Below are 21132 nucleotides of genomic sequence, written 5' to 3'. Positions count from 1 at the left end.
AGCTCACGCAGCTGCCTTTTTTCAGCCGAAGCGGAGAAAGAGGGAATGACATTGTATTTACACGGCACTTGCAGACAAAATGAACTCGGTCATTTAGAAATTGGTGGTGTTGATGCCGTTTCTTTAGCTGAAACGTATGGGACACCACTTTATGTATATGATGTGGCTTTAATACGGGAGCGCGCAAAAAGCTTTCAAAAAGCATTTATAGAAGAAGAATTAACAGCACAGGTAGCATACGCGAGTAAAGCATTTTCTTCCATCGCCATGTTTCAGCTTGCTAAAGAAGAAGGATTATCTCTTGATGTTGTCTCAGGCGGTGAGCTTCACACAGCCATTTGCGCTGGCTTCCCAGTAGAAAAAATTCATTTCCATGGCAATAATAAAAGCAGAGAAGAATTAAAAATGGCTTTAGAGCATGGGATCGGCTGTATTGTTGTGGATAATTTCTATGAAATGAAGCTCATTGAACAGCTTGGTCAAGAGCTGTCAAAAAAAGTGAAAGTATTGCTCCGCATCACACCTGGTGTCGAAGCGCATACGCATGATTACATTACGACAGGTCAAGAGGATTCAAAATTTGGCTTTGATCTTCACAATGGACAAGCAGATGAAGCGGTGAAACAAGTGCTTCGTTCAGAAGTGATCGAGCTTTTAGGTGTTCATTGTCATATCGGTTCACAAATTTTTGATACGGCTGGTTTTGTCCTTGCGGCAGATAAAATCTTTTTGAAGCTGGATGAATGGAGAGAATCATTTGGTTTTATTTCTACAGTGTTAAACTTAGGCGGCGGCTTTGGGATTCGTTATACAGAAGAGGATGAACCACTTCCTGCGACAGAATATGTCGAGAAAATAATCCAAGCTGTGAAAGAGAACGTGGCCCGCTATGAGTTCGATATGCCGGAGATTTGGATAGAACCAGGCCGTTCTCTCGTTGGAGATGCAGGGACGACTCTTTATACGATCGGATCATCAAAACACGTACCTGGCATCCGCGATTATGTTGCGGTAGATGGCGGAATGAGTGACAACATTCGTCCGGCTTTATATCAAGCGAAATATGAAGCGGCAAGTGCCAATAAAATGAGTCAAACGCATGATCAAACCGTTTCAATTGCCGGTAAATGCTGTGAAAGCGGAGATATGCTCATTTGGGATATCGATCTGCCAGAGTTATCACAAGGGGATTTATTGGCTGTCTTTTGTACCGGAGCTTACGGTTATAGTATGTCAAACAACTATAACCGCATCCCGCGCCCAGCGGTTGTGTTTGTAGAGGACGGGGAAGCGCAGCTTGTGGTTGAGCGTGAAACCTATGAGGACATTGTCAAACTTGATTTACCGTATCAATCAAAAGTGAAATCATCTAATTAAAAAAGCTGCCTGGGGTACAGGCAGCTTTTTTTCATGGATTATTTTCCTCCAGTGAATACAGAGACGATCGCGTTCCAGATGGAGACAAAGAAATCCCAAATCTTTTGAAGAAGGTTTTTCCCTTCATCTGATTCTATAAATTTTGTAATCTTGTCTTTTGCTTTATCAATTTGAGATCCTACTTGATTCCAGTCGATATTGATGTTTTTCATTTTATCAAATAGCGAGACAAGCTGATCTTTTTGATCCTGCGTCAGATTTAAGTTCAAATCAGAAGCAGCCTGATCGACTTTTTCTTCTACTTCTTTTGTGGTTTTAGGGACACCGTTTTTTGCAATGTCATCTTTGATTTTTGCAATAAGGGCAGAAGCGTTGTCTTTCCCGATGGAGTCACCCAATTTAGAAGTTGTCACAAGCTCTTCGTTCGCCACCTGCTTCACATCTTCTGGAATGGCTTTGTCGCTTGACACTTCATACGCTTTAAGTAAGCCCGTCAGTGCGGCTGTACCAGATACTTCAAATGGAGCAGTGACGACAACCTTGGCATCCTTGACACCTGCTGTCATTAAAGCATTTAAATACATCTCATCTGTAATGGTCTTGATGTTGTGTGTATCCACAGTCAGACCAGTACCTGATTTCTCAATGGTGATAGATGAAGATGATAATGCTCTCGTCCCGATAGAAGAACGAGGGATATACTTTCCTAAATATTCGTGCTCTTCTTTATTGGTTACTTCAATTTTTGTCGCATTTTCAGGTGGATTCAACTCGTCAAGCACCTTTTGTCGATCAGCTGGTGTTAAGTCTTGCCCGAGTGTGACGATGACATCGCCGACAGCTGCATCCGCTAAGCTGACTTTTGGCGCACCAATTAGGAAAAGGAGCGCTGCCATCATACCAAGCATCATTTTTTTAAACATGTTGACCTCCTTCAAGTCGAAAGCGTTCCTCTTTCAAGAGAAACTCAGCTTTTGAGTACACGTACAGAAATGCACTCCATCATATAGACGTAACAAATTGACTCGACGTTTCAATTTTCTTTTTAAGATGTGTTCCTTTTCCAATAAATGAAGACATGTCATTTCGTCACATATCATTTTATGAGGAAAAAAGAATCAAGCAATCCTATTTTATCAATCATCAGTTAAGAGGTAAATGACAATCGAAGAGCAGGGGATGTTTAACATCACCGAAAATGTGCTATAATGAGCGTTGTTTAACCTGAAAGGAGAATGTGAAAAATGGCGAAAAAAGGATACATACAATTAACGAATGGAAAGAAAATTGAGTTTGAACTTTACCCAGAGGCTGCTCCAGGTACAGTAGCAAACTTTGAAAAATTAGCGAATGAAGGCTTCTACGATGGATTGAAGTTCCACCGCGTGATTCCAGGCTTCGTCAGCCAAGGCGGGGACCCAAACGGCAATGGAACGGGTGGTCCTGGTTACACAATTAAATGTGAAACAGAAGGAAATCCACATCAGCACGAAAGAGGTTCATTATCAATGGCACATGCTGGTAAAGACACAGGCGGCAGCCAATTCTTTATCGTACATGACCCGCAGCCGCACTTAAACGGTGTTCACACTGTTTTTGGCAAGGTAACATCTGGTATCGAGGCTGTACTTGATATGGAGCAAGGCCAAGGCATGGAAAAAGTTGAAGTTGTGGATGCGTAATCCAAAACACCGCTTAATCGCGGTGTTTTTTTATTTTGTTTCTGAGTCAAATGTGATTTGTTTCGTTAGGCGATAGGTGATGATCCAATACAAAATGGCTAAAGCGCTGATAGAGGCACCAAAAAGACATACTCCGCTCCAGCCATAGGCTGCGTATATGCTGGTTGAAACAATTGAACCGGTCGCACTGCCGATGGAGTAAAAAATCATGTAAGCAGCCGTAAGCCGGCTTCTCGCCTCAGGCCGCACTGTGAAAATCATAGTCTGATTCGTTACGTGTACTGCCTGCACAGATAGGTCAAGAATGATAATGCCAATGACTAAGGCAATAAGTGAATGTTCAGTCAAACTGATGAAAAACCATGAAATGAATAATAGGACAAGGGCTATACCGCTTGTGAACTGTCCAAAACCTCGATCAGCAAGGCTGCCAGCCCGAGCAGCCCCTAATGCTCCGGCTGCTCCAGCAAGACCAAATGCGCCAATAGCAGTATGTGAAAGAGAGTGTGGCGCAGTACTGAGAGGCAGCACGAGTGAAGTCCATAACGTACCAAAGACGATAAAAATCAGAAGAGCTAGAATCCCGCGGATGCGCAGGATTCGTTCTTGTATGAACAATACAAACATTGAACGAAGCAGATGAGCATAAGATAATGACTCTCTTTTGCTGTCATCACGCGGGAGCACTCGGAACAATACGCCAGTTAGGATCAGCATGATGACGGCAGAAACAAGATATACAGACCTCCAGCCAGCAAAATCGGTTAATACACCAGCAAAGGTTCGGGCGAGAAGAATACCGATGACGATTCCACTTTGCACCAAGCCGACGATACGGCCGCGCTCTTCTGGAGCAGCCCAACTTGCTGCAAACGCAACGAGTACCTGAGTGACTACAGCGAGCAGTCCGACCAATGCTAATCCTATAAATAGGACGGTGACGATAGGAGCGATGCCGACTAGAATGAGGGCAAGCACAGATAAAAGCATCTGACCAATGATGAGCCGGCGTCGATTCAACAGATCACCAAGTGGTACGATCAGTAGCAGCCCCGCCGCATAACAAAGCTGAGTAATCGTAATGACAATACCGATGGATGAATACGTGATATCGAACTCGGCTGCCAGTGAATCTAGTAACGGTTGTGCGAAGTATATGTTTGCAACAGCCATCCCGCAGGCTGCTGCAAAAAGTAGTGCCATATAGTGAGTCATTTTATCTTTAACCATTCATTGCATCCCCTCTTTTTGAGCTTTTTAATATAATATACTGATCGGTACAAAATGATTATGATTAAGAATAACCAACAAAACGTTTTAAAGTCAAGATTTTATTTTGGTTATTCTATGTTGATTTGGAGATCAGAAAGACAAATTGACAATGTTACATGAATAAAATACAATCATTATATACCGATTGGTAATGAAAACTTACAAACAAAGAAATAGATGGTTGTTATCGTGAAAGGATTTTATTGTTGAAAAGAGGAATTGATGATGGTTCGACAGCGTGAGTTTGATGAGGAAAAAGCGTTGAATGATGCAATGATGCTTTTTTGGGAAAAGGGGTATAGAGCTACAACGTTAAGCGATTTGACTGCAAAAATGGGAATACAGCGGCCAAGTTTATACGCAGCCTTTGGAGATAAAGAGGAATTATTTGAGGCTGCATTACGCACATATACAAAGCAGCATGCAGCCCGTATTCGAACAAAACTTCAAAACAATCGATCTGTAAAGGAAGCATTTCATCTATTATTGACAGATGTAGTGGAAGAGGAATATGGAGATGGCCCAAGTAAAGGCTGTTTTTGCATTAATACAATAGTGGAGCTTGCTCCACACGAAGAGAAATTTGAAATTCTGACAAGAGAGCATCAGATGTATCTTTCGGTTATTTTTGAAGAAAAGATCGTGCAAGGTATTCGCTCAGGTGAGCTCGAAAGCGGCTTGAATGCTAAAGCCTTAGCACAGACACTGGTCGTTTCTTTCATCGGGCTTACCGTCTTCATGAAGTCACGTCCAGAGCGTTCATTTGTAGATCATTCTGTAGCGACGATCCTATCCATTTTAAAATAAAATGGATAACACCTATGACACCTTCTGAGAAAAAGCGTATTTTGATCCATTACATCAAAATACGCTTTTTCTTTTAGGGCATTCATGCACAGAATCTTTTTTTATGATATGATAAGAGAACAAACATTCGTATTTGTGAAATGCCAGCATATCCAGCTGCAAATGAAGAAAATAGAAAGAAGGGGAGACTTTGAAAACACTCACTAAAGAAGAAAAAAATCAAATGATGATGGCCATTCAGCGTTACTTTGCCGAAGAACGAGAAGAAGAGATTGGTGAATTAGCAGCCATTAATATACTAGAATTTATCACAAAAAACCTTGGAAGCTACTATTATAATCAAGGGGTTCGCGACAGCCGCAGCATCGCTGTTCAGCGGTCACAATTGTTAGAGGAAGACTTATTCGCACTCGAAAAAAGAATATAATCGAAAAGCCTGCAGTATCGTGTGGGACGAACTTATAAATAAGAAAAAGACCCCCTTAATAAAGAACGCATATTCGTATCATATGTAATGATTAAGAGGTGGAACCAAAGGGCCATCTGAATCGTTATATAAGTAACCATTAATGAAAATCAGCTTTTTTGGTTTTATTTCAATAAAAGAAGGAATAAAACATACAAATAGGCGAAGTGCAGATGATGGAGGTTCTAAATATGGGGAAAATTAAATTAAAAATGGCAATCTTATTTGTTTTACTGCTTTGTTTAGGCGCAGGTTATTTATACATGAATGGCATGAAAATTGAAGATGTGCCAACAGCCATTGGCGAGAGCTTAACAAATAATGATAAAGATTACACTATCTATGAATATACCATTACGAAAATTGATGGAGATGAATATTACGGTCAAGCAAAGAATGGCACCAAAATCATTTTTAATGGTAAGAAATTTGAAGATGATGTGGCCGATCTGAAAAAAGGCGATCGTATTAAAGCCTACTTTAGTAATGAAAAAAGAATAGATGGACTGATAAAAGTAGTAAAAGTCGTAAATTAACATGTCTCCTTTCCTATAAGGAGGCTTTTTTTTTGAAGAAATCTTGATTGTTGCATTTGACAACAAGGATCGCTATAATAGCCCCTAAGGACAGCTAAATATCGATTGTATCCTTCGGGGCAGGGTGAAAATCCCGACCGACGGTAATAAAGCAAATGCTTTACAGCCCGTGACCCGTTAATTTATTAACGGTTGATTCAGTGAAAAGCTGAAGCCGACAGTGAAAGTCTGGATGGGAGAAGGATAAAGAAAGCTATGAACGAAAAATATTTGTTGATCATAGTCTTATTTCTGATGCAAAAAAACCACAGCCCCGGAATTTTTTCCGGGGCTTTCTGTATGTTTTTGTTGTTAATAGATGCATGCAGTGTTTATTAGGTGATCCCTCATCTACCTTGTATGGACCATAAAAAGCGACGAAGGTGCTCAATCGATCACATGTCCCTAACATCGCTTTTTTTAAAAAGTGAGAAATACAAATGAAAAGAAAGGGAGGATCACATGTTTACGGGGATTATTGAAGAAGTTGGCACCGTTCAGTCATTAAGTAAAAAGTCAGCAGATGCCATGGAAATTGTCATTACATGCAGCCGTGTGCTGGAAGATGTTCACCTCGGAGACAGTATCGCCATTAATGGAGTATGTCTGACAGTCACAAGCTTTACAAAAGGACAGTTCGCCGCAGATGTGATGCCAGAGACGGTCAAATCGACATCACTGGATCAGCTGACAAAAGGCAGTCCAGTGAATTTAGAGCGAGCCATGTCCTCAAATGGACGATTTGGCGGCCATTTTGTCTCAGGCCATGTTGATGGAACGGCAGTCATCACCCGAATAGAAAAGAAGAGTAATGCCATTTACTATGATTTAAAGATGGACAAGACCCTCACAGATATGCTCACCCAAAAGGGTTCGATCGCAATAGATGGTGTCAGCTTGACCATTTTCGATTTGCGAGATTCACAAGTCACAGTCTCTATTATTCCTCATACGCTTGAAGGAACTATTTTCCCGACTAAATCTATGGGGAATATCGTGAATATAGAGTGTGACATGATCGGTAAATACATTTATCGTTTTTTAACAAAAGAGCAAGGCGATAAACAGCCATCTCGATTGACCCCATCATTTCTAAAAGAGCACGGATTCTAGGAGGCGATTGTATGTATCATTCTGTTGATGAGGCAGTAAATGCCCTTAAACAAGGAGAAATCATTATCGTAGTGGATGATGAAGACAGAGAAAATGAAGGAGACTTTGTGGCACTGGCTGAGCATGCCACACCTGAAGTGATTAACTTCATGGCTTTACATGGAAGAGGCCTCATTTGTACGCCAGTCGATGCGTCGATCGCCAAACACCTGAATCTGCATCCAATGGTTGAACATAATACAGATGCACACCATACAGCATTTACAGTAAGCATCGACCATGTGACAACGACAACTGGTATCAGTGCTTTTGAGCGCTCCACGACCGTGCTGGCCATGTTAAATAAAGACGCAAAGCCAGACGAATTTGCCCGTCCAGGCCATGTTTTTCCGCTTATTGCAAAAGAAGGCGGCGTACTAGAAAGACCAGGTCATACAGAGGCAGCGGTTGATCTTGCTAAACTGGCAGGCTCAGAGCCAGCGGGTGTCATATGTGAAATTATGAATGCAGATGGATCAATGGCTCGCGTCCCTGAACTAAAGGAGATCCAAAAACAGCATGATTTAAAGATGCTGACAATAGAAGCATTACAGACATATTTAAACAATAATCAAGCAGCGACTATCAAAACAAAATAAAAATCACAAAAAAGGATGATTAACATATGAATACAATACAAGGTCATGTAGTAGCAGAAGGACTAAAATTTGCAATCGTTGTAGCGAGATTCAATGATTTTATTACAAGTAAACTGTTAGATGGAGCAGAAGACACATTGCTCAGACACGGAGCAAATGGTGATGATATCGATGTTGTGTGGGTACCAGGCGCTTTTGAAATCCCGTACATGGCAAAAAAATTAGCTGAAACCAAAAAATATGATGCAGTCATCACACTTGGAACCGTGATCAGAGGCGCAACGACTCACTATGATTACGTTTGTAATGAAGCTGCTAAAGGAATTGCTCAAAGTGCAATGTCAACAGGGGTACCGATTATCTTTGGTGTACTGACAACAGAATCGATTGAACAAGCCATTGAAAGAGCTGGTACAAAAGCTGGAAATAAAGGCAGCGAATCGGCTGCAGCTGCTATTGAAATGGCGAATCTCAATCGAACGTTCTCTTAATTTAGTGAAAAAGAGTTTAAAAACGGTATAAAAATGTTTATAATGTGTGATGAGCAAATGAATCATAAGACATTTGCTGGAAATTAGGATAATTTGAATATTGAGGGGTATATATGTTAATTCGTTACAAGAGGTCTTTTGAAAAAATTGCCATGGGACTCCTGTCCTTTATGCCGGGTGAGAAAGACGTCAAACAGCTTCAGCAGACGATGAAGTCATATGAAATGGATGAAGATCGGCAGCTGTTCCTATGGAAAGATGGCGAGGATATTGTAGGTGCTATTGGTGTGTTGAAAACAGACGACCAAGTACAAATCGAACATATTAGTGTGAATCCATCCCATCGTGATCAAGGAATCGGCAAGGAAATGGTTTTAGCCGTGGAAGACATATTTAAAACCAAAACACTCATTCCAAATGAATTAACGCAAGGCTTCTTTCATAAGTGTCACAGCGAATCAAATTAAATATCACACATGTAAAAGCAGAGGCTATAGTCCTCTGCTTTTTTTACGTTCAATCTGCTTTTTTCGCTCCAGCAATACATCTGTCCGGTCACGAAGTCTATGTTTTTCGATTAAAAATGTATGGGATAAGTTGCTTTCCTGCCCAAAGAGCAGTCCTTCTTTTTGGGCCATTTCTTGGCATAAAGAAAGAAGTGCTTCATCTTTGATCGGCAGCATCACACTTTCATAGGGCATATCTTCATCCATTTTCTTTTTCAGCGTTCTCAGAAGCATCAGAAATGCCTGATCATCCAGACCGAGATTCGATAATACTGAACGATTTGCTTCTAACAAATGAAGACTGTTAGAAATGAGCCGTTTTGCTCCTTTTCCATTTCCCCGTCTTTGATGATACAAGGCAACAGCGAGCTGAATGAGCCCGACCCAATATTCTTTGCGCTGCTCAGGGGGATCTTCCTTCCAATATTCCTCTAGAATTTCATGACACTCAAAATAATCTCTTGTTGTATGAAATTCGTGTAAAAAAGCCACGTACGCTTCAGGATACACAGCGGTCATCTCCTTTTCCACTTTCAGTCTAACATATTGAAAAGAAAAGAAGAAAGAGCGTCCCTTTAGTGAAAAGGACGCTCTGTTTCTTTAATAAACCCAAGCCGCGCCAACGATGATCAGCAAGATGAAAAGCACGACAATAAGCGCGAATCCTCCGCCAAAGTTATAGCCATCTCCCATAATGATACGGCCTCCTTTTTCATCAGTTCTGATTACAATGGTATTCTATGTATAAATGCCCTTATTGGTATGGGCGGATCCACTGTTTTTCTTGATTTGCCCAAGGCATCATGGCCGAAATTATATTGGACGAGAGCTTTATCCTGTCTTATACTAAAGGTTAGCCGATGAAACGGTACTTAGAAGACAGTAGAAATGGTGAGAAAAAGATGCTGGAATATCAGGTGAAAATAGATTCGTTCGAGGGTCCTTTGGACTTGCTTTTACATTTAATTAACCGGTTGGAAATTGATATTTATGATATTCCCGTCGCTAAAATTACGGAGCAGTATTTATTATATGTCCACACGATGAGGGAGCTTGAGCTCGATGTTGCGAGTGAATATTTGGTCATGGCTGCAACCCTCCTGAGTATTAAAAGCAGAATGCTTCTTCCGAAACAAGAGGAAGAGCTGTTTGATGAAGACCTGCTCGAAGAGGAAGAGGATCCTCGAGAAGAGCTGATTGGCAAATTGATTGAATACCGCAAGTATAAAAATGCAGCACAAGAACTAAAGGAACGCGAAGAAGAAAGGCAAAATGCCTTTACAAAACCACCAAGTGATTTAAGCGAATTTGCAAAAGAATCAGAAGCGAAGGACCCAAATTTACACGTAACGGTGTATGATATGTTAGGTGCGTTCCAAAAGGTATTAAACCGAAAGAAAATAACGAAACCAGCACCATCAAAGATTACAAGACAAGAAATCCCGATTGAAGACAAAATGAATGAGATTATGAACCATTTAAGAAAAACAAAAAAGCGGACCAATTTCATGACTCTATTTCAACATGATCAAAAGGAACACCTTGTCGTGACGTTTCTTGCTGTTCTCGAATTGATGAAAAGTCATCAAATCATGCTAGAGCAGGAAGGGAACTTTGAAGACATTTATATCATAGGGAGTGAAACGATTCATGACGCTTGATATCGTGAATTGGAAAGCCATCTTAGAAGCACTGCTGTATGCAGCAGGTGACGAAGGCTTAACAAGAAAACAGCTCATGTCTGTTCTTGAAGTAGATGAGTCGGTATTACTCGACATTATGTCTTCCGTAAAGGAAGAATATCAAAAACAAGAACGAGGGATTGAGCTCATTGAATATGCAGATTCATATATGCTGCTGACGAAAAAAGAATACAGCATGTATTTAAAAAAATTAGTCGAGACACCATCCAAAGGTTTGTCGCAGGCAGCGCTGGAGGTGCTTGCCATTGTTTCTTATAAACAGCCGATTACACGCAGTGAGGTAGAGGAGATTAGAGGCGTCAAATCAGAGCGTGTGCTTCATAGCTTAGTAGCCAAAGCATTGCTCTGTGAAGTAGGACGTGCCGATGGCCCGGGACGAGCAATTCTTTATGGGACAACCCCGACCTTTTTAGAGCAATTTGGCTTAAAAGCGTTAGATGAATTACCACCGCTTCCAGAGAATGTGGAAGCAGATGGTGTGCAAGAAGAAGCTGATCTATTTTTTGAAAACTTCAATCAAACATTTGAAGATATAAAATAGTTCAAAAGAAGGAAAAATGTATGATAAAATATAAAAAAGATTTTAGGTCTAAAATCTTTTGATGACAGATAAAATGGTGACAAAGCCATGAGGGGAAGGTAAACAAGAAACAAATGGCACATATGAATGTAAAGGCTCAAGTTGATCAAGCAGGCGTCTTTTTATCAAAGGTTGCAATTGAAATGAATGGTTTTCTGAACGAAGCCACCTTATCAAGCTTGAAACGATTAAACCCCGAAGCGGAAGCCTATTATTGTGACATATTGAGTACATTACGGAAGCTTGCAGTGTACAGCGAGGATGCAGCAGCAGTTTGCAGGAAAATGGGGCAGCAGCAGACATTTCCGCAGCAAGCCGCACAGCAGATGCTTCACCGTATTTATCATCAATGTATTGAAGAATTTTTCACGCCGAAAAAGGATACATGGTACGAAGACAGCCGTTCGGCCTATACAGGAAAAAGCAGCATTGTTTTTCACCATGAAGTATCCGCTGATATGAAACAATTATTTTCTTCATTAGAAAAAGACTTTTTAGCGATGAGAGAAGAGCTGGAATATACGACTTCTCATCAACAAGTGAAAATGGTATAAGTAATTCGAAGAAGCGCCTCTACATGTAGAGGCGCTTTTTTTATGGACGAGGCATCATAACTTTTTCAGCTGAGCATACACTTGTACAAAACGGACAAGGACGTGAATGAACATGCCCTATTTAAAAATTGGAACAGCAGTCCTTCTTCTATTTACACTCTTACTGCCTTTTTCCTCACATGCCAAAGCAGACATTTCGTTATCAGTGAGTGCAAGAAGTGCCATTTTAATAGATGGACAGTCAGGCAGAGTCCTATTTGGAAAGGACGAGCACGAAAAAAGAAGAATCGCCAGTATTACAAAAATCATGACGGCTGTATTAGCTATTGAATCAGGAAAAATGAAAGATACCGTCAAAGTATCAAAACGCGCGATTCAAGCGGAGGGCTCATCCATTTATTTAAAGGAAGGGCAGAAGGTAAGCTTAGAAGATTTGACATACGGGCTCATGCTGCGTTCTGGAAATGATGCAGCTGTTGCCATTGCAGAGCATGTTGGCGGCAGCTTAGAAGGCTTTATTTTTATGATGAATCAAAAGGCGGCTGAACTAGGAATGGAGAATACGAATTTTCAAAACCCACACGGACTCGATGATCATAAAAATCATTATTCATCAGCCTATGACATGGCGATCCTAACAAAATACGCGATGAAACATAAACAATATCAAAAAATTGCCGGTACGACTTTCTATAAAGCGAAAACAATGGAAGGCTATTGGAAAAATAAAAACAAGCTACTCACCGGTTTATACGAATATTCAACTGGAGGGAAAACAGGATATACAAAACTTGCAAAACGTACACTCGTCTCCACCGCTGCAAAAGGGGATGCTGAGCTGATCGCTGTGACCATTAATGCGCCGGACGACTGGAAGGATCATATCTCTATGTTTGAATATGCATTTGATCACTACAAAACGTATGTGCTTGCTGAAAAAGGAAGACTTGCTTCGTTAAAAGGGACCTTTTACGAAAAAAAAGCGTTTATCAAGCGTGATGTGGACTATTTTTTAAATGAAGATGAGAAAAAACTTGTCAAAATTGAAACAGAAATGCTCACCCCTAAAAAGAAATGGAAAAAAAACGCCGAAGCCATCCCAGATGTTGTAGGGAAAATGACGATTTTATTAGATGGACAGGTGATCGAGCAATTACCGATTTTTTATGAGAATAAACGAAACCGCATGCCTCAGAAAAGCTTTCAAGAAATGTTTAAGTCTGTCTTTCAGACATCTATAGGCGGATCTTCATGGTCAATCTAATTTGGGTATTTCTCACTGTCATCGGTCTTGTCTATGCGATGTTTAATGGAACGATGCATGAAGTGAATGAGGCTGTATTTAAGGGCTCAAAAGAAGCGGTTACTATTTCAATTGGTCTGATTAGTGTCCTCGTTTTTTGGCTCGGGCTCATGAAGGTTGCCGAAGAGGCAGGGCTGTTAAATTTCTTTAGTAAAATGTGCCGGCCCTTTATTTCAAAGCTATTCCCGGATATTCCGCCTAATCATCCTGCAATGGGGTATATTTTGTCCAATCTCATGGCAAATTTCTTTGGTCTTGGGAATGCCGCTACACCACTTGGGATTAAGGCGATGGAGCAGATGAAAGCATTAAATGGCGGAAAAAATGAGGCAAGCCGTTCTATGATTACATTTCTAGCGGTCAACACATCCTCTATCACACTTGTGCCAACAACCGTCATTGCTATAAGAATGACCTATGGGGCAGATCAGCCAACAGACATTGTAGGACCAACCATTTTAGCAACACTCATTTCAGGAATCGGAGCAATTCTCATCGATCGTTATTTCCACTATCGCAGAAGCAGGCGGGGGTGATCTTGTGGCATTTATTAACTGGCTGTCACTTGCTTTGATTCCACTGATCATCGCAGGGATTTTGATTGCTGGAACCATTAAAAAGGTACCAACCTATGAAACATTTGTGGAGGGAGGAAAAGAGGGCATTCAAATTGCCTTTTCCATCATTCCCTATTTAGTCGGCATGCTTGTAGCTATTACGATATTCCGTGCGTCAGGTGCGCTTGATTTTGTTATGGGACTTTTAAAACCAGTCTTTACAGCGATTGGTTTCCCTCCCGAAGTCGTTCCACTTGCGTTTATTCGCCCGATATCAGGAACGGCTGCACTTGGGATGACATCAGACTTGATAGCGACGTATGGTCCAGATTCTTTTATTGGTCAGCTCGCGGCAGTCATGCAAGGGTCAACAGACACCACCCTTTACATTTTGACGGTTTATTTTGGAGCAGTCGGTATTAAAAAGATGGGAGATGCGCTGAAAGTAGGTTTGTTAGCAGATCTCATTGGTGTCATTGCATCTGTGATTATCGTCAGTTTGTTATTTAGCGGCGCCTAATCAGGCGCTTTTTTGTATTTCATGGATGGAAAATCGCTTTTTAGCTGAAATTAGACAGACGAAACGCTTATTTTTCCGCGAATGCTTGTTTGTTTTAGGTCAAGCAAGTAAGATAGTACATGAGGTGAAAGACAAATGGAACGTTTACAGAAAGTAATTGCACATGCCGGCGTCGCTTCAAGACGAAAGGCTGAAGAATTAATTAAAGAAGGACGAGTTACCGTTAATGGTCAAACAGTGACAGAGCTCGGAGTGAAGGTGGGCTCTTCAGATAAAATTGAAGTCAATGGCTTAAAGCTTGAAAGAGAAGAACCGGTTTACTTTATGCTTTATAAACCGCGCGGCGTCATTTCTGCTGCCGAGGATGATAAAGGACGTAAGGTCGTCACAGATTTTTTTGATGATATCCCGCAGCGCCTTTATCCAATCGGCCGGTTAGATTATGATACGAGCGGTTTGATTTTGATTACAAATGATGGGGAATTTGCCCATAAGCTCATGCACCCGAAATACGAAATTGATAAAACGTATGCAGCGAAGCTAAAAGGCATACCATCAAAGGAACTGCTTAGAAAGCTAGAAAAAGGGATCATGTTAGATCATAAAAAAACAGCACCTGCCCGTGCGAAAATGCTTTCTATTGATAAACGAAAGCAAACTTGTATTGTCCAATTAACCATTCATGAAGGCAGAAACAGACAAGTACGCCGCATGTTTGAAGCGATCGGCCATGATGTGTTAAAGCTAAAAAGGGAGCAATATTCGTTCCTTCATATTGAAGGTATGAGACCAGGAGACCGCAGAGAATTGTCTCCACATGAAGTAAAGCGCCTGAGAGCAATTGCCGATCATGGGAAAAGCGCTTTTTAATTTTCACATAAACTTCAAAAAATGAAGAAGCATCAAAAGAAGGAGAATGCTATAATTTACCTGAATGTCTATGGGGAAGGGGTACTTCAGATGAAAAAAAGACGGTTTTTCATACGGACGGGCATTCTCCTCGTGATGCTTGCTGCACTTTGTTATACAATGTATAACTCAGTATTTGCCAAACAGGATCGAGTCAAAGAAGGATCTATTGCGCCAAACTTTGTCCTTCAATCTGTGGATGGGGATCGGATTGAGTTAAAGGACTTAAAAGGCAAAGGTGTCTTTCTTAATTTTTGGGGTACATGGTGCGGTCCGTGTAAACAAGAATTTCCTTATATGGCGAATCAATATGAAGTGTTCAAGGATCGCGGTGTGGAAATTGTTGCAGTCAATGTTGCGGAATCCAAGATTGCCGTGAAAAATTTTATGGAATCCTATGGCGTGAATTTTCCTGTTGCCTTGGACAAAGATCGTCAAGTGACAGAGGCATATGATATTACGCCGCTACCAACCACATTTTTAATTAATCCTGAAGGCAAGGTAATCAAAGTCATAAAGGGAACGATGACAGAACGTAATGTCTATGAATATATGAATTTGATTAAACCAAAGGGGTCATAGAATGAAAGAGGTAAAGTGCGAGTGTGGACATATTAATCCAATCGGTACTGTTCTATGTGAATCATGCGGGAATCCCATTGCGGCTAAAGAGAAAAACTCTTCGAAGCTGCTTGATATGAGATATGACGGCAGTGCAAGACGCTCGCAAACATACAACAAAACGATTGTTGATAAAGTATGGAACTTTTTTTCTTCCGTTAAGGTGGGTGTGTGGCTGATTGTCATTACACTGCTCGCTTCTTCGCTTGGAACGATTTTTCCGCAGGAGCGATTTATTCCGCCAGGTGCATCTGCTTCCACGTATTATGAAGAGCAATATGGATCGTTTGGCAAGCTGTATTATACACTTGGATTCCATGATCTTTATAATTCTTGGTGGTTTTTAGCTCTTGTCGCATCAATCGGAATCTCTCTTGTCATTTGCAGTCTCGACCGCGTTATTCCTCTTTATCGAGCACTCAAAAACCAAGGGGTTATCAAAAAAGAAGGCTTTATGAGAAGACAGCGTCTGTTCAGCGAGACAGACAAAACATTAGATCAGCATACATATGAAGGCATCATTAGAGCAATGAAACAAAAGCGTTACCGCGTGCGAGAAGAAAATGGGTATATTTTAGCCGAAAAAGGACGTTTTTCACGCTGGGGACCTTACGTCAATCACATTGGATTAATCATCTTTCTCATTGGATCGATGCTCCGGTTCGTCCCGGGCATGTACGTGGATGAAACGCTGTGGGTCAGAGAAGGTGAAACTGCACCGATTCCAGGTACGGATGGTCAATATTTCTTGAAAAATAATGCGTTTTCAATTGATCGTTATGAAACTGGAAATGAAAAAGAAGTGTTTGAGAATGCCATTGAAAAAGCTGGCGACGGTCAAGTGGTGAAAAGCTATAAAACGGATGCCATCTTATACAAACGTGAAGGAGAAGTTGTATTTGGTGAAAAGCCCAAGCTGAAGCAGGTCACAGAACACGATATCAAAGTGAATGAACCGCTCAAGTTTGACAATTTCTCATTGTATCAAGTGGATTTTAAACAAAATGAACTCGATCAAATGGTCTTTCAGCTGATTCGTAAAGATACAGAAAAATCTTTCGGTACAGTGAAGATTAATCTGCTGGAGCCTAAGTCGGAATATGATCTTGGTAGCGGTTACAAAGTCAAAGTGATGAGCTATCTGCCTGATTTTTATTTTGACGATGATGGAACACCAAGTACGAAAACAAGGAATCCCAATAATCCTGCTTTCGTGTTTGAAATGATTTCTCCTGAAAAACCTAAAGGTGAAAAAAGCTTTGTCGCCATTCAAGAGACAGTAGAGGGTTCTGATAACAATCTATATAAAATGAAGTTTGATCGGGTTGAAACGAAAAACGTCACAGGGTTAACTGTTAGAAAAGATTTAACACTAGGGGTGCTTATTGTAGGCGGAATCATTTTCATGATTGGTGTCGTGCAGGGGATGTATTGGCAGCATAGAAGAATCTGGCTGTCGGCAAAGGATGGAAAAGTATTGGTGGCAGGACATACAAACAAAAACTGGTTCGGCTTAAAGTCCGATCTTAACGTGTTACTGAGCGGCAGTGGCATCAAACAGCCAGTTGATCAAAAAGAGCTGCCTGATACAACAAGTATCAGCAAAAGCAAGGGGGAAGGATTAGATGGCGGCAGTCAGTGAAAATCTGTTATTTGCAGCTTTTCTATTTTATTTAGCGGCAGTTCCTTTTTTTGGTGGTGCCATTAAAGGAAAAAAGAAAGAAGATGGACCGCGCAGGAATAAGGCGGCACTCATTGGCATTACGCTTACTATCATCGGTTTTTTGAGCCAGTTGGGCTATTTTATTTCAAGATGGATTGCATCTGGTCATGCACCAGTCAGTAATTTGTTTGAATTCACTACGGCTTTTGGCATGATGCTGGTGCTTGCATTCATCATTTTATATTTTGTGTATCAAGTGTCTGTACTTGGTTTATTCACACTTCCAATCGCTTTATTGATTATTGCCTATGCAAGTATGTTCCCATCAGATATTTCACCGCTGATTCCTTCACTTCAAAGTAATTGGCTTTATATTCACGTGACAACGGCAGCACTTGGTCAAGCCATTTTAGCCATCAGCTTTGTGGCAGGCGTCATCTTTCTATTAAAGCATGTGGATCAAACAAAGCCAGGAAAGAAGACGTTTGGTTTAGAGCTTGTCATGTTTATGATTGTGGTGACACTTGCATTTATCGCTGTCACGTCTATCTTTAGAATGACAGGATATGAAGCGACATTTAATTGGATCGATAAAAATAAAGAAAAAAGTGTGATGGTCTATGAGCTGCCAGCTCTTGTCGGACCTCATAAAGGGGAGCTAGTGACGGAAGATCGTTTGGAGCCGTTTGTTGAGTTGCCGCCTGTTTTTTCAGGCAGAAAGGTCAATACAGTGTTATGGTCATTTAGCGTAGGGCTGATTATATACGGACTCATTCGATTGATCATTCGCAAACGACTGAGCGCACTGCTTCAACCGCTAGTGAAACAGGTGAACCTAGATTTAGTCGATGAAATTGGGTATCGGGCTGTTTCGATTGGTTTCCCTGTATTTGCATTAGGCGGGCTGATCTTTGCCATGATCTGGGCGCAAATAGCATGGACTAGGTTTTGGGGCTGGGACCCGAAGGAAGTATGGGCATTGATTACGTTTCTCTTTTATGCAGCCTATCTTCATCTTCGCTTGTCGCGAGGCTGGCATGGTGAAAAGTCCGCTTGGCTTGCTGTGATCGGCTTCGCCATTATTATGTTTAATCTCATCTTTGTCAACCTTGTCATTGCGGGGCTTCATTCCTACGCATAATCACAAGGAAAAGGCCAACTTTTATGATTCAATTCGGCTTTTTGTTAAAATGAATGTAACAACGGAGAAAGCAGGAGGACTGTCTAATGGAACACACAACTCAAACGAAAATATTAGTCGTAGATGATGAGGCAAGAATTCGCCGCCTTTTAAAAATGTATTTAGAACGTGAAAATTATGAAATCGATGAAGCAGAAAACGGAGATGAGGCGATTCAAAAAGGGCTTCAAACCGATTACGACCTCATTTTGCTCGATTTAATGATGCCTGGTACAGATGGAATCGAAGTGTGTAATCAAATTCGAGACAAAAAAGCGACTCCAATCATTATGCTGACGGCAAAAGGAGAAGAGGCCAACCGCGTTCAAGGATTTGAGGCAGGAACGGATGACTATATCGTCAAACCTTTCAGCCCGCGTGAAGTTGTTTTACGTGTGAAGGCATTGCTCAGAAGATCGTCTCAAACATCTTATCTTAATACTGGGACAACAACAAAAGATGTTCTTGTGTTTTCTCATCTTTCTATTGACCATGATGCCCATAGGGTGACGGCTGATGGCAAAGAAGTCAGCCTCACGCCGAAGGAATATGAGCTTTTATATTTCCTTGCAAAAACACCAGATAAAGTTTATGACAGAGAAAAACTGTTAAAAGAAGTATGGCAATATGAATTCTTTGGAGACTTAAGAACAGTCGATACCCATGTCAAACGACTTCGTGAAAAACTGAATAAAGTGTCACCAGAAGCTGCGAAAAAAATCGTAACTGTATGGGGTGTCGGGTACAAATTTGAGGTCGGCGCTGAATGAAACTGTGGAAAAGTGTTGTAGGAAAGCTATGGTTAACCATTCTTTTCCTCGTCCTGATCGTTTTATCTATTTTAACTGTGCTTCTTTTAGAGTTCATTGAGAATTATCATGTAGAAGAAGCAAAATCTGATTTAACACAAATGGCAAATAAAGTAGCAGTCATTTTAGAAAGCCATGAGGATCAATCGCTTGCAAGGTCGATAACATCAGAACTAGCTGACAAATTGACGAGTATTGCGATCATCCAAGAGGACGGGCTAGAGTGGTATTCGTCTGAAAAAGGCGGGAAGCTTCCTGCGATTACAAAGAAACAAATTGAAGCGGACAGCGATTTAAACCAAGCACTGAAAGATCGTAAAAAAATCAGTAAACGTGCAGAACCTGATGCAGGCAATCAAAAAGATGAACGAATTGTAGTTGGTGTTCCTTATGAGGCGAACGGAAAAAAAGGCATGGTCTTTCTTTCTCAGTCACTCCTCGCTGTAGAACAAACAACGAAACATACGACGCGATACATCTTCTTAGCCGCTGGAATTGCGATTGTACTGACCACTATATTCGCTTTCTTCTTGTCAACACGTGTCACCTATCCTCTTAGAAAGATGAGAGAGGGTGCACAAGATTTGGCGAAGGGGAAATTTGATACAAAGATTCCTATTTTAACGCAAGATGAGATTGGAGAGCTGGCGATCGCCTTTAATCAAATGGGGAAGCAGCTTAAATTCCATATCACCGCCTTAAATCAAGAAAAAGAACATTTGTCTAATATTTTAAGCAGTATGGCCGATGGCGTCATCACCATCAATATTGATGGAACGATCTTGATGACAAATCCTCCTGCAGAACGATTTTTGCAGGCGTGGTATTATGAGCAAAATATGAAGATCAAAGATGGAGATGAACTGCCGCCAGAAGCGCGCGAGCTATTTCATACAGCTGTCAGCACAGAAAAGGAGCAAATGATCGAAGTTACGCTGCAAGGGCGTACGTGGGTTCTTCTCATGTCTCCGCTTTATAATCAGCAGGATGTCAGAGGAGCAGTTGCAGTCCTTCGTGATATGACGGAGGAACGAAGACTTGATAAACTGAGAAAAGACTTCATTGCCAATGTCAGTCATGAACTTCGTACACCAATCGCCATGCTGCAAGGGTACAGTGAGGCGATTGTAGATGATATTGCAGGATCAGAAGAGGAAAAGAAAGAGATTGCGCAAATTATCTACGATGAATCACTTCGAATGGGACGACTTGTAAATGATCTTCTAGATCTAGCGAGAATGGAAGCAGGTCATATTACACTGAATCTTGAATCAACAGATACGGAAGAGCTGACTGAGAAGATCTACCGCAAGTTTCTAGGGATTGCGAAAGAAAAACAAATCGATCTTACGTATAATATTCAAGTGGATGAACCGTACTTTGTATTCGATCCAGATAAGATTGAGCAAGTGTTTACGAATCTCATTGATAATGCCATTCGTCATACACCAGAGGGCGGAGAGGTTCACTTTTCGGTTCAATCGGTGGAAAACGGGCTGAAAATGGATGTGAAAGATTCGGGAAGCGGAATTCCAGAAGAGGATCTGCCCTTTATTTTCGAGCGCTTCTATAAAGCTGATAAAGCAAGAACAAGAGGACGTTCTGGTACTGGGCTTGGCCTTGCGATTGTGAAGAACATCGTCGAAGCGCATCAAGGCTCTATACATGCTCACAGCAAAACGGGTGCAGGTACACACTTCACCTTCTATATTCCGAGAAAAAAGCAGGAACTCGTCTAATCTTGACGAAGAATCTTGTTACATGAGAAACACTTCTTTTCGAAAGAAAATGAAGTGTTTTTTCTAT

General features: G+C 41.1%; 25 protein-coding genes and 1 riboswitch. Of the genes, 21 read left to right on the top strand and 4 right to left on the bottom strand.

The genetic code is table 11. The features are described from left to right. Window positions 1-51 precede the first annotated feature (51 nt). Entirely contained in the window at window positions 52-1377 is a 1326-nt protein-coding gene (gene lysA / locus OIT90_RS06545) for a diaminopimelate decarboxylase (protein ID WP_039179655.1), read from the top strand. Between the two features lie 38 nt (window positions 1378-1415). On the opposite strand, the gene OIT90_RS06540 is transcribed toward lysA, so the two are convergent. Beyond that, window positions 1416-2300 (bottom strand): DUF1002 domain-containing protein, encoded by an 885-nt coding sequence (locus tag OIT90_RS06540; protein ID WP_024422856.1) that lies wholly within the window; start codon window positions 2298-2300, stop codon window positions 1416-1418. Window positions 2301-2621: 321 nt separating this feature from the next. On the opposite strand from OIT90_RS06540, the gene OIT90_RS06535 reads away from it, so the two are divergent. Next, a complete protein-coding gene (locus tag OIT90_RS06535; RefSeq protein ID WP_008359679.1) occupies window positions 2622-3059 on the top strand; it encodes a peptidylprolyl isomerase in 438 nt (145 codons plus the stop codon). Between the two features lie 30 nt (window positions 3060-3089). On the opposite strand, the gene OIT90_RS06530 is transcribed toward OIT90_RS06535, so the two are convergent. Next, the gene (locus OIT90_RS06530) at window positions 3090-4289 is read right to left on the bottom strand and encodes an MFS transporter (protein WP_059377128.1); all 1200 of its coding nucleotides are present in this window, start codon (window positions 4287-4289) and stop codon (window positions 3090-3092) included. Between the two features lie 267 nt (window positions 4290-4556). Between OIT90_RS06530 and OIT90_RS06525 the strand changes: the two genes are divergently transcribed. The 7 genes from OIT90_RS06525 (at window position 4557) to OIT90_RS06495 (ending at window position 8888) form a co-directional block, all read left to right on the top strand. Then, entirely contained in the window at window positions 4557-5138 is a 582-nt protein-coding gene (locus tag OIT90_RS06525) for a TetR/AcrR family transcriptional regulator (RefSeq protein ID WP_474892377.1), read from the top strand. Window positions 5139-5328: 190 nt separating this feature from the next. Continuing rightward, a complete protein-coding gene (locus tag OIT90_RS06520; RefSeq protein ID WP_058837977.1) occupies window positions 5329-5565 on the top strand; it encodes a DUF2164 domain-containing protein in 237 nt (78 codons plus the stop codon). Window positions 5566-5795: 230 nt separating this feature from the next. Continuing rightward, complete coding sequence (locus tag OIT90_RS06515; RefSeq protein WP_034623431.1) at window positions 5796-6140, top strand: hypothetical protein; 345 nt, start codon at window positions 5796-5798, stop codon at window positions 6138-6140. Window positions 6141-6246: 106 nt separating this feature from the next. After that, window positions 6247-6388: riboswitch (FMN riboswitch) on the top strand. A gap of 253 nt (window positions 6389-6641) precedes the next feature. Further along, a complete protein-coding gene (gene ribE, locus OIT90_RS06510) occupies window positions 6642-7292 on the top strand; it encodes a riboflavin synthase (protein WP_474892376.1) in 651 nt (216 codons plus the stop codon). Between the two features lie 11 nt (window positions 7293-7303). Beyond that, window positions 7304-7930, top strand: a complete 627-nt coding sequence (gene ribB / locus OIT90_RS06505; protein ID WP_474892375.1) for a 3,4-dihydroxy-2-butanone-4-phosphate synthase — start codon at window positions 7304-7306, stop codon at window positions 7928-7930. Between the two features lie 26 nt (window positions 7931-7956). Continuing rightward, window positions 7957-8421: a 6,7-dimethyl-8-ribityllumazine synthase gene (gene ribH, locus OIT90_RS06500; protein ID WP_029706184.1), complete on the top strand. Its 465-nt coding sequence runs from the start codon at window positions 7957-7959 to the stop codon at window positions 8419-8421. A 113-nt stretch (window positions 8422-8534) separates the two neighbouring features. Next, window positions 8535-8888 carry a GNAT family N-acetyltransferase gene (locus OIT90_RS06495; RefSeq protein WP_039179637.1) on the top strand — a complete coding sequence of 118 codons (354 nt, stop codon included), beginning with the start codon at window positions 8535-8537 and terminating at the stop codon, window positions 8886-8888. A 24-nt stretch (window positions 8889-8912) separates the two neighbouring features. Here the strand turns inward: OIT90_RS06495 and OIT90_RS06490 are convergent, their stop codons facing one another. Both OIT90_RS06490 and OIT90_RS06485 read right to left on the bottom strand, forming a co-directional pair. Beyond that, window positions 8913-9437 carry a DUF309 domain-containing protein gene (locus OIT90_RS06490; protein ID WP_251180634.1) on the bottom strand — a complete coding sequence of 175 codons (525 nt, stop codon included), beginning with the start codon at window positions 9435-9437 and terminating at the stop codon, window positions 8913-8915. Between the two features lie 90 nt (window positions 9438-9527). Beyond that, window positions 9528-9620 (bottom strand): YjcZ family sporulation protein, encoded by a 93-nt coding sequence (locus tag OIT90_RS06485; protein ID WP_012010430.1) that lies wholly within the window; start codon window positions 9618-9620, stop codon window positions 9528-9530. A gap of 209 nt (window positions 9621-9829) precedes the next feature. Here OIT90_RS06485 and OIT90_RS06480 point away from each other — a divergent pair, with 209 nt between their 5' ends. From OIT90_RS06480 to OIT90_RS06425, 12 genes are all read left to right on the top strand, one after another. Further along, window positions 9830-10588: a segregation/condensation protein A gene (locus OIT90_RS06480; protein ID WP_474892374.1), complete on the top strand. Its 759-nt coding sequence runs from the start codon at window positions 9830-9832 to the stop codon at window positions 10586-10588. Next, window positions 10578-11171: an SMC-Scp complex subunit ScpB gene (gene scpB, locus OIT90_RS06475; protein WP_024422847.1), complete on the top strand. Its 594-nt coding sequence runs from the start codon at window positions 10578-10580 to the stop codon at window positions 11169-11171. Before OIT90_RS06480 ends, scpB begins: the two co-directional genes overlap by 11 nt. 113 nt (window positions 11172-11284) lie before the next feature. Beyond that, window positions 11285-11764 (top strand): YpuI family protein, encoded by a 480-nt coding sequence (locus OIT90_RS06470; protein ID WP_041085975.1) that lies wholly within the window; start codon window positions 11285-11287, stop codon window positions 11762-11764. A 112-nt stretch (window positions 11765-11876) separates the two neighbouring features. Then, window positions 11877-13028 (top strand): D-alanyl-D-alanine carboxypeptidase family protein, encoded by a 1152-nt coding sequence (locus OIT90_RS06465; protein WP_041085973.1) that lies wholly within the window; start codon window positions 11877-11879, stop codon window positions 13026-13028. Continuing rightward, window positions 13016-13603 (top strand): nucleoside recognition domain-containing protein, encoded by a 588-nt coding sequence (locus OIT90_RS06460; protein ID WP_474892373.1) that lies wholly within the window; start codon window positions 13016-13018, stop codon window positions 13601-13603. Before OIT90_RS06465 ends, OIT90_RS06460 begins: the two co-directional genes overlap by 13 nt. Window positions 13604-13607: 4 nt before the next feature. Continuing rightward, the gene (locus OIT90_RS06455; RefSeq protein ID WP_024422843.1) at window positions 13608-14144 is read left to right on the top strand and encodes a spore maturation protein; all 537 of its coding nucleotides are present in this window, start codon (window positions 13608-13610) and stop codon (window positions 14142-14144) included. A 135-nt stretch (window positions 14145-14279) separates the two neighbouring features. Further along, window positions 14280-15014, top strand: a complete 735-nt coding sequence (gene rluB, locus OIT90_RS06450; protein WP_058837974.1) for a 23S rRNA pseudouridine(2605) synthase RluB — start codon at window positions 14280-14282, stop codon at window positions 15012-15014. Window positions 15015-15104: 90 nt separating this feature from the next. Further along, a complete protein-coding gene (gene resA / locus OIT90_RS06445) occupies window positions 15105-15635 on the top strand; it encodes a thiol-disulfide oxidoreductase ResA (protein ID WP_039179621.1) in 531 nt (176 codons plus the stop codon). A gap of 1 nt (window position 15636) precedes the next feature. Beyond that, window positions 15637-17316, top strand: coding sequence for a cytochrome c biogenesis protein ResB (gene resB, locus OIT90_RS06440; RefSeq protein WP_039179616.1), 1680 nt, complete (start codon window positions 15637-15639; stop codon window positions 17314-17316). After that, a complete protein-coding gene (gene ccsB, locus OIT90_RS06435; RefSeq protein WP_039179613.1) occupies window positions 17300-18478 on the top strand; it encodes a c-type cytochrome biogenesis protein CcsB in 1179 nt (392 codons plus the stop codon). Before resB ends, ccsB begins: the two co-directional genes overlap by 17 nt. A gap of 86 nt (window positions 18479-18564) precedes the next feature. Then, complete coding sequence (locus tag OIT90_RS06430; protein ID WP_003215596.1) at window positions 18565-19287, top strand: response regulator transcription factor; 723 nt, start codon at window positions 18565-18567, stop codon at window positions 19285-19287. Further along, on the top strand, window positions 19284-21065 hold the full coding sequence (locus OIT90_RS06425) for an ATP-binding protein (protein ID WP_058837972.1): 1782 nt from the start codon (window positions 19284-19286) through the stop codon (window positions 21063-21065). The genes OIT90_RS06430 and OIT90_RS06425 overlap by 4 nt, the downstream gene beginning before the upstream one ends. The last annotated feature ends 67 nt before the right edge of the window (window positions 21066-21132 follow it).

The organism is Bacillus sp. ABR (assembly GCF_056172715.1).
The sequence above is the reverse complement of the archived record's forward strand: the minus strand, read 5'-3'. Positions and strand labels throughout refer to the sequence as shown.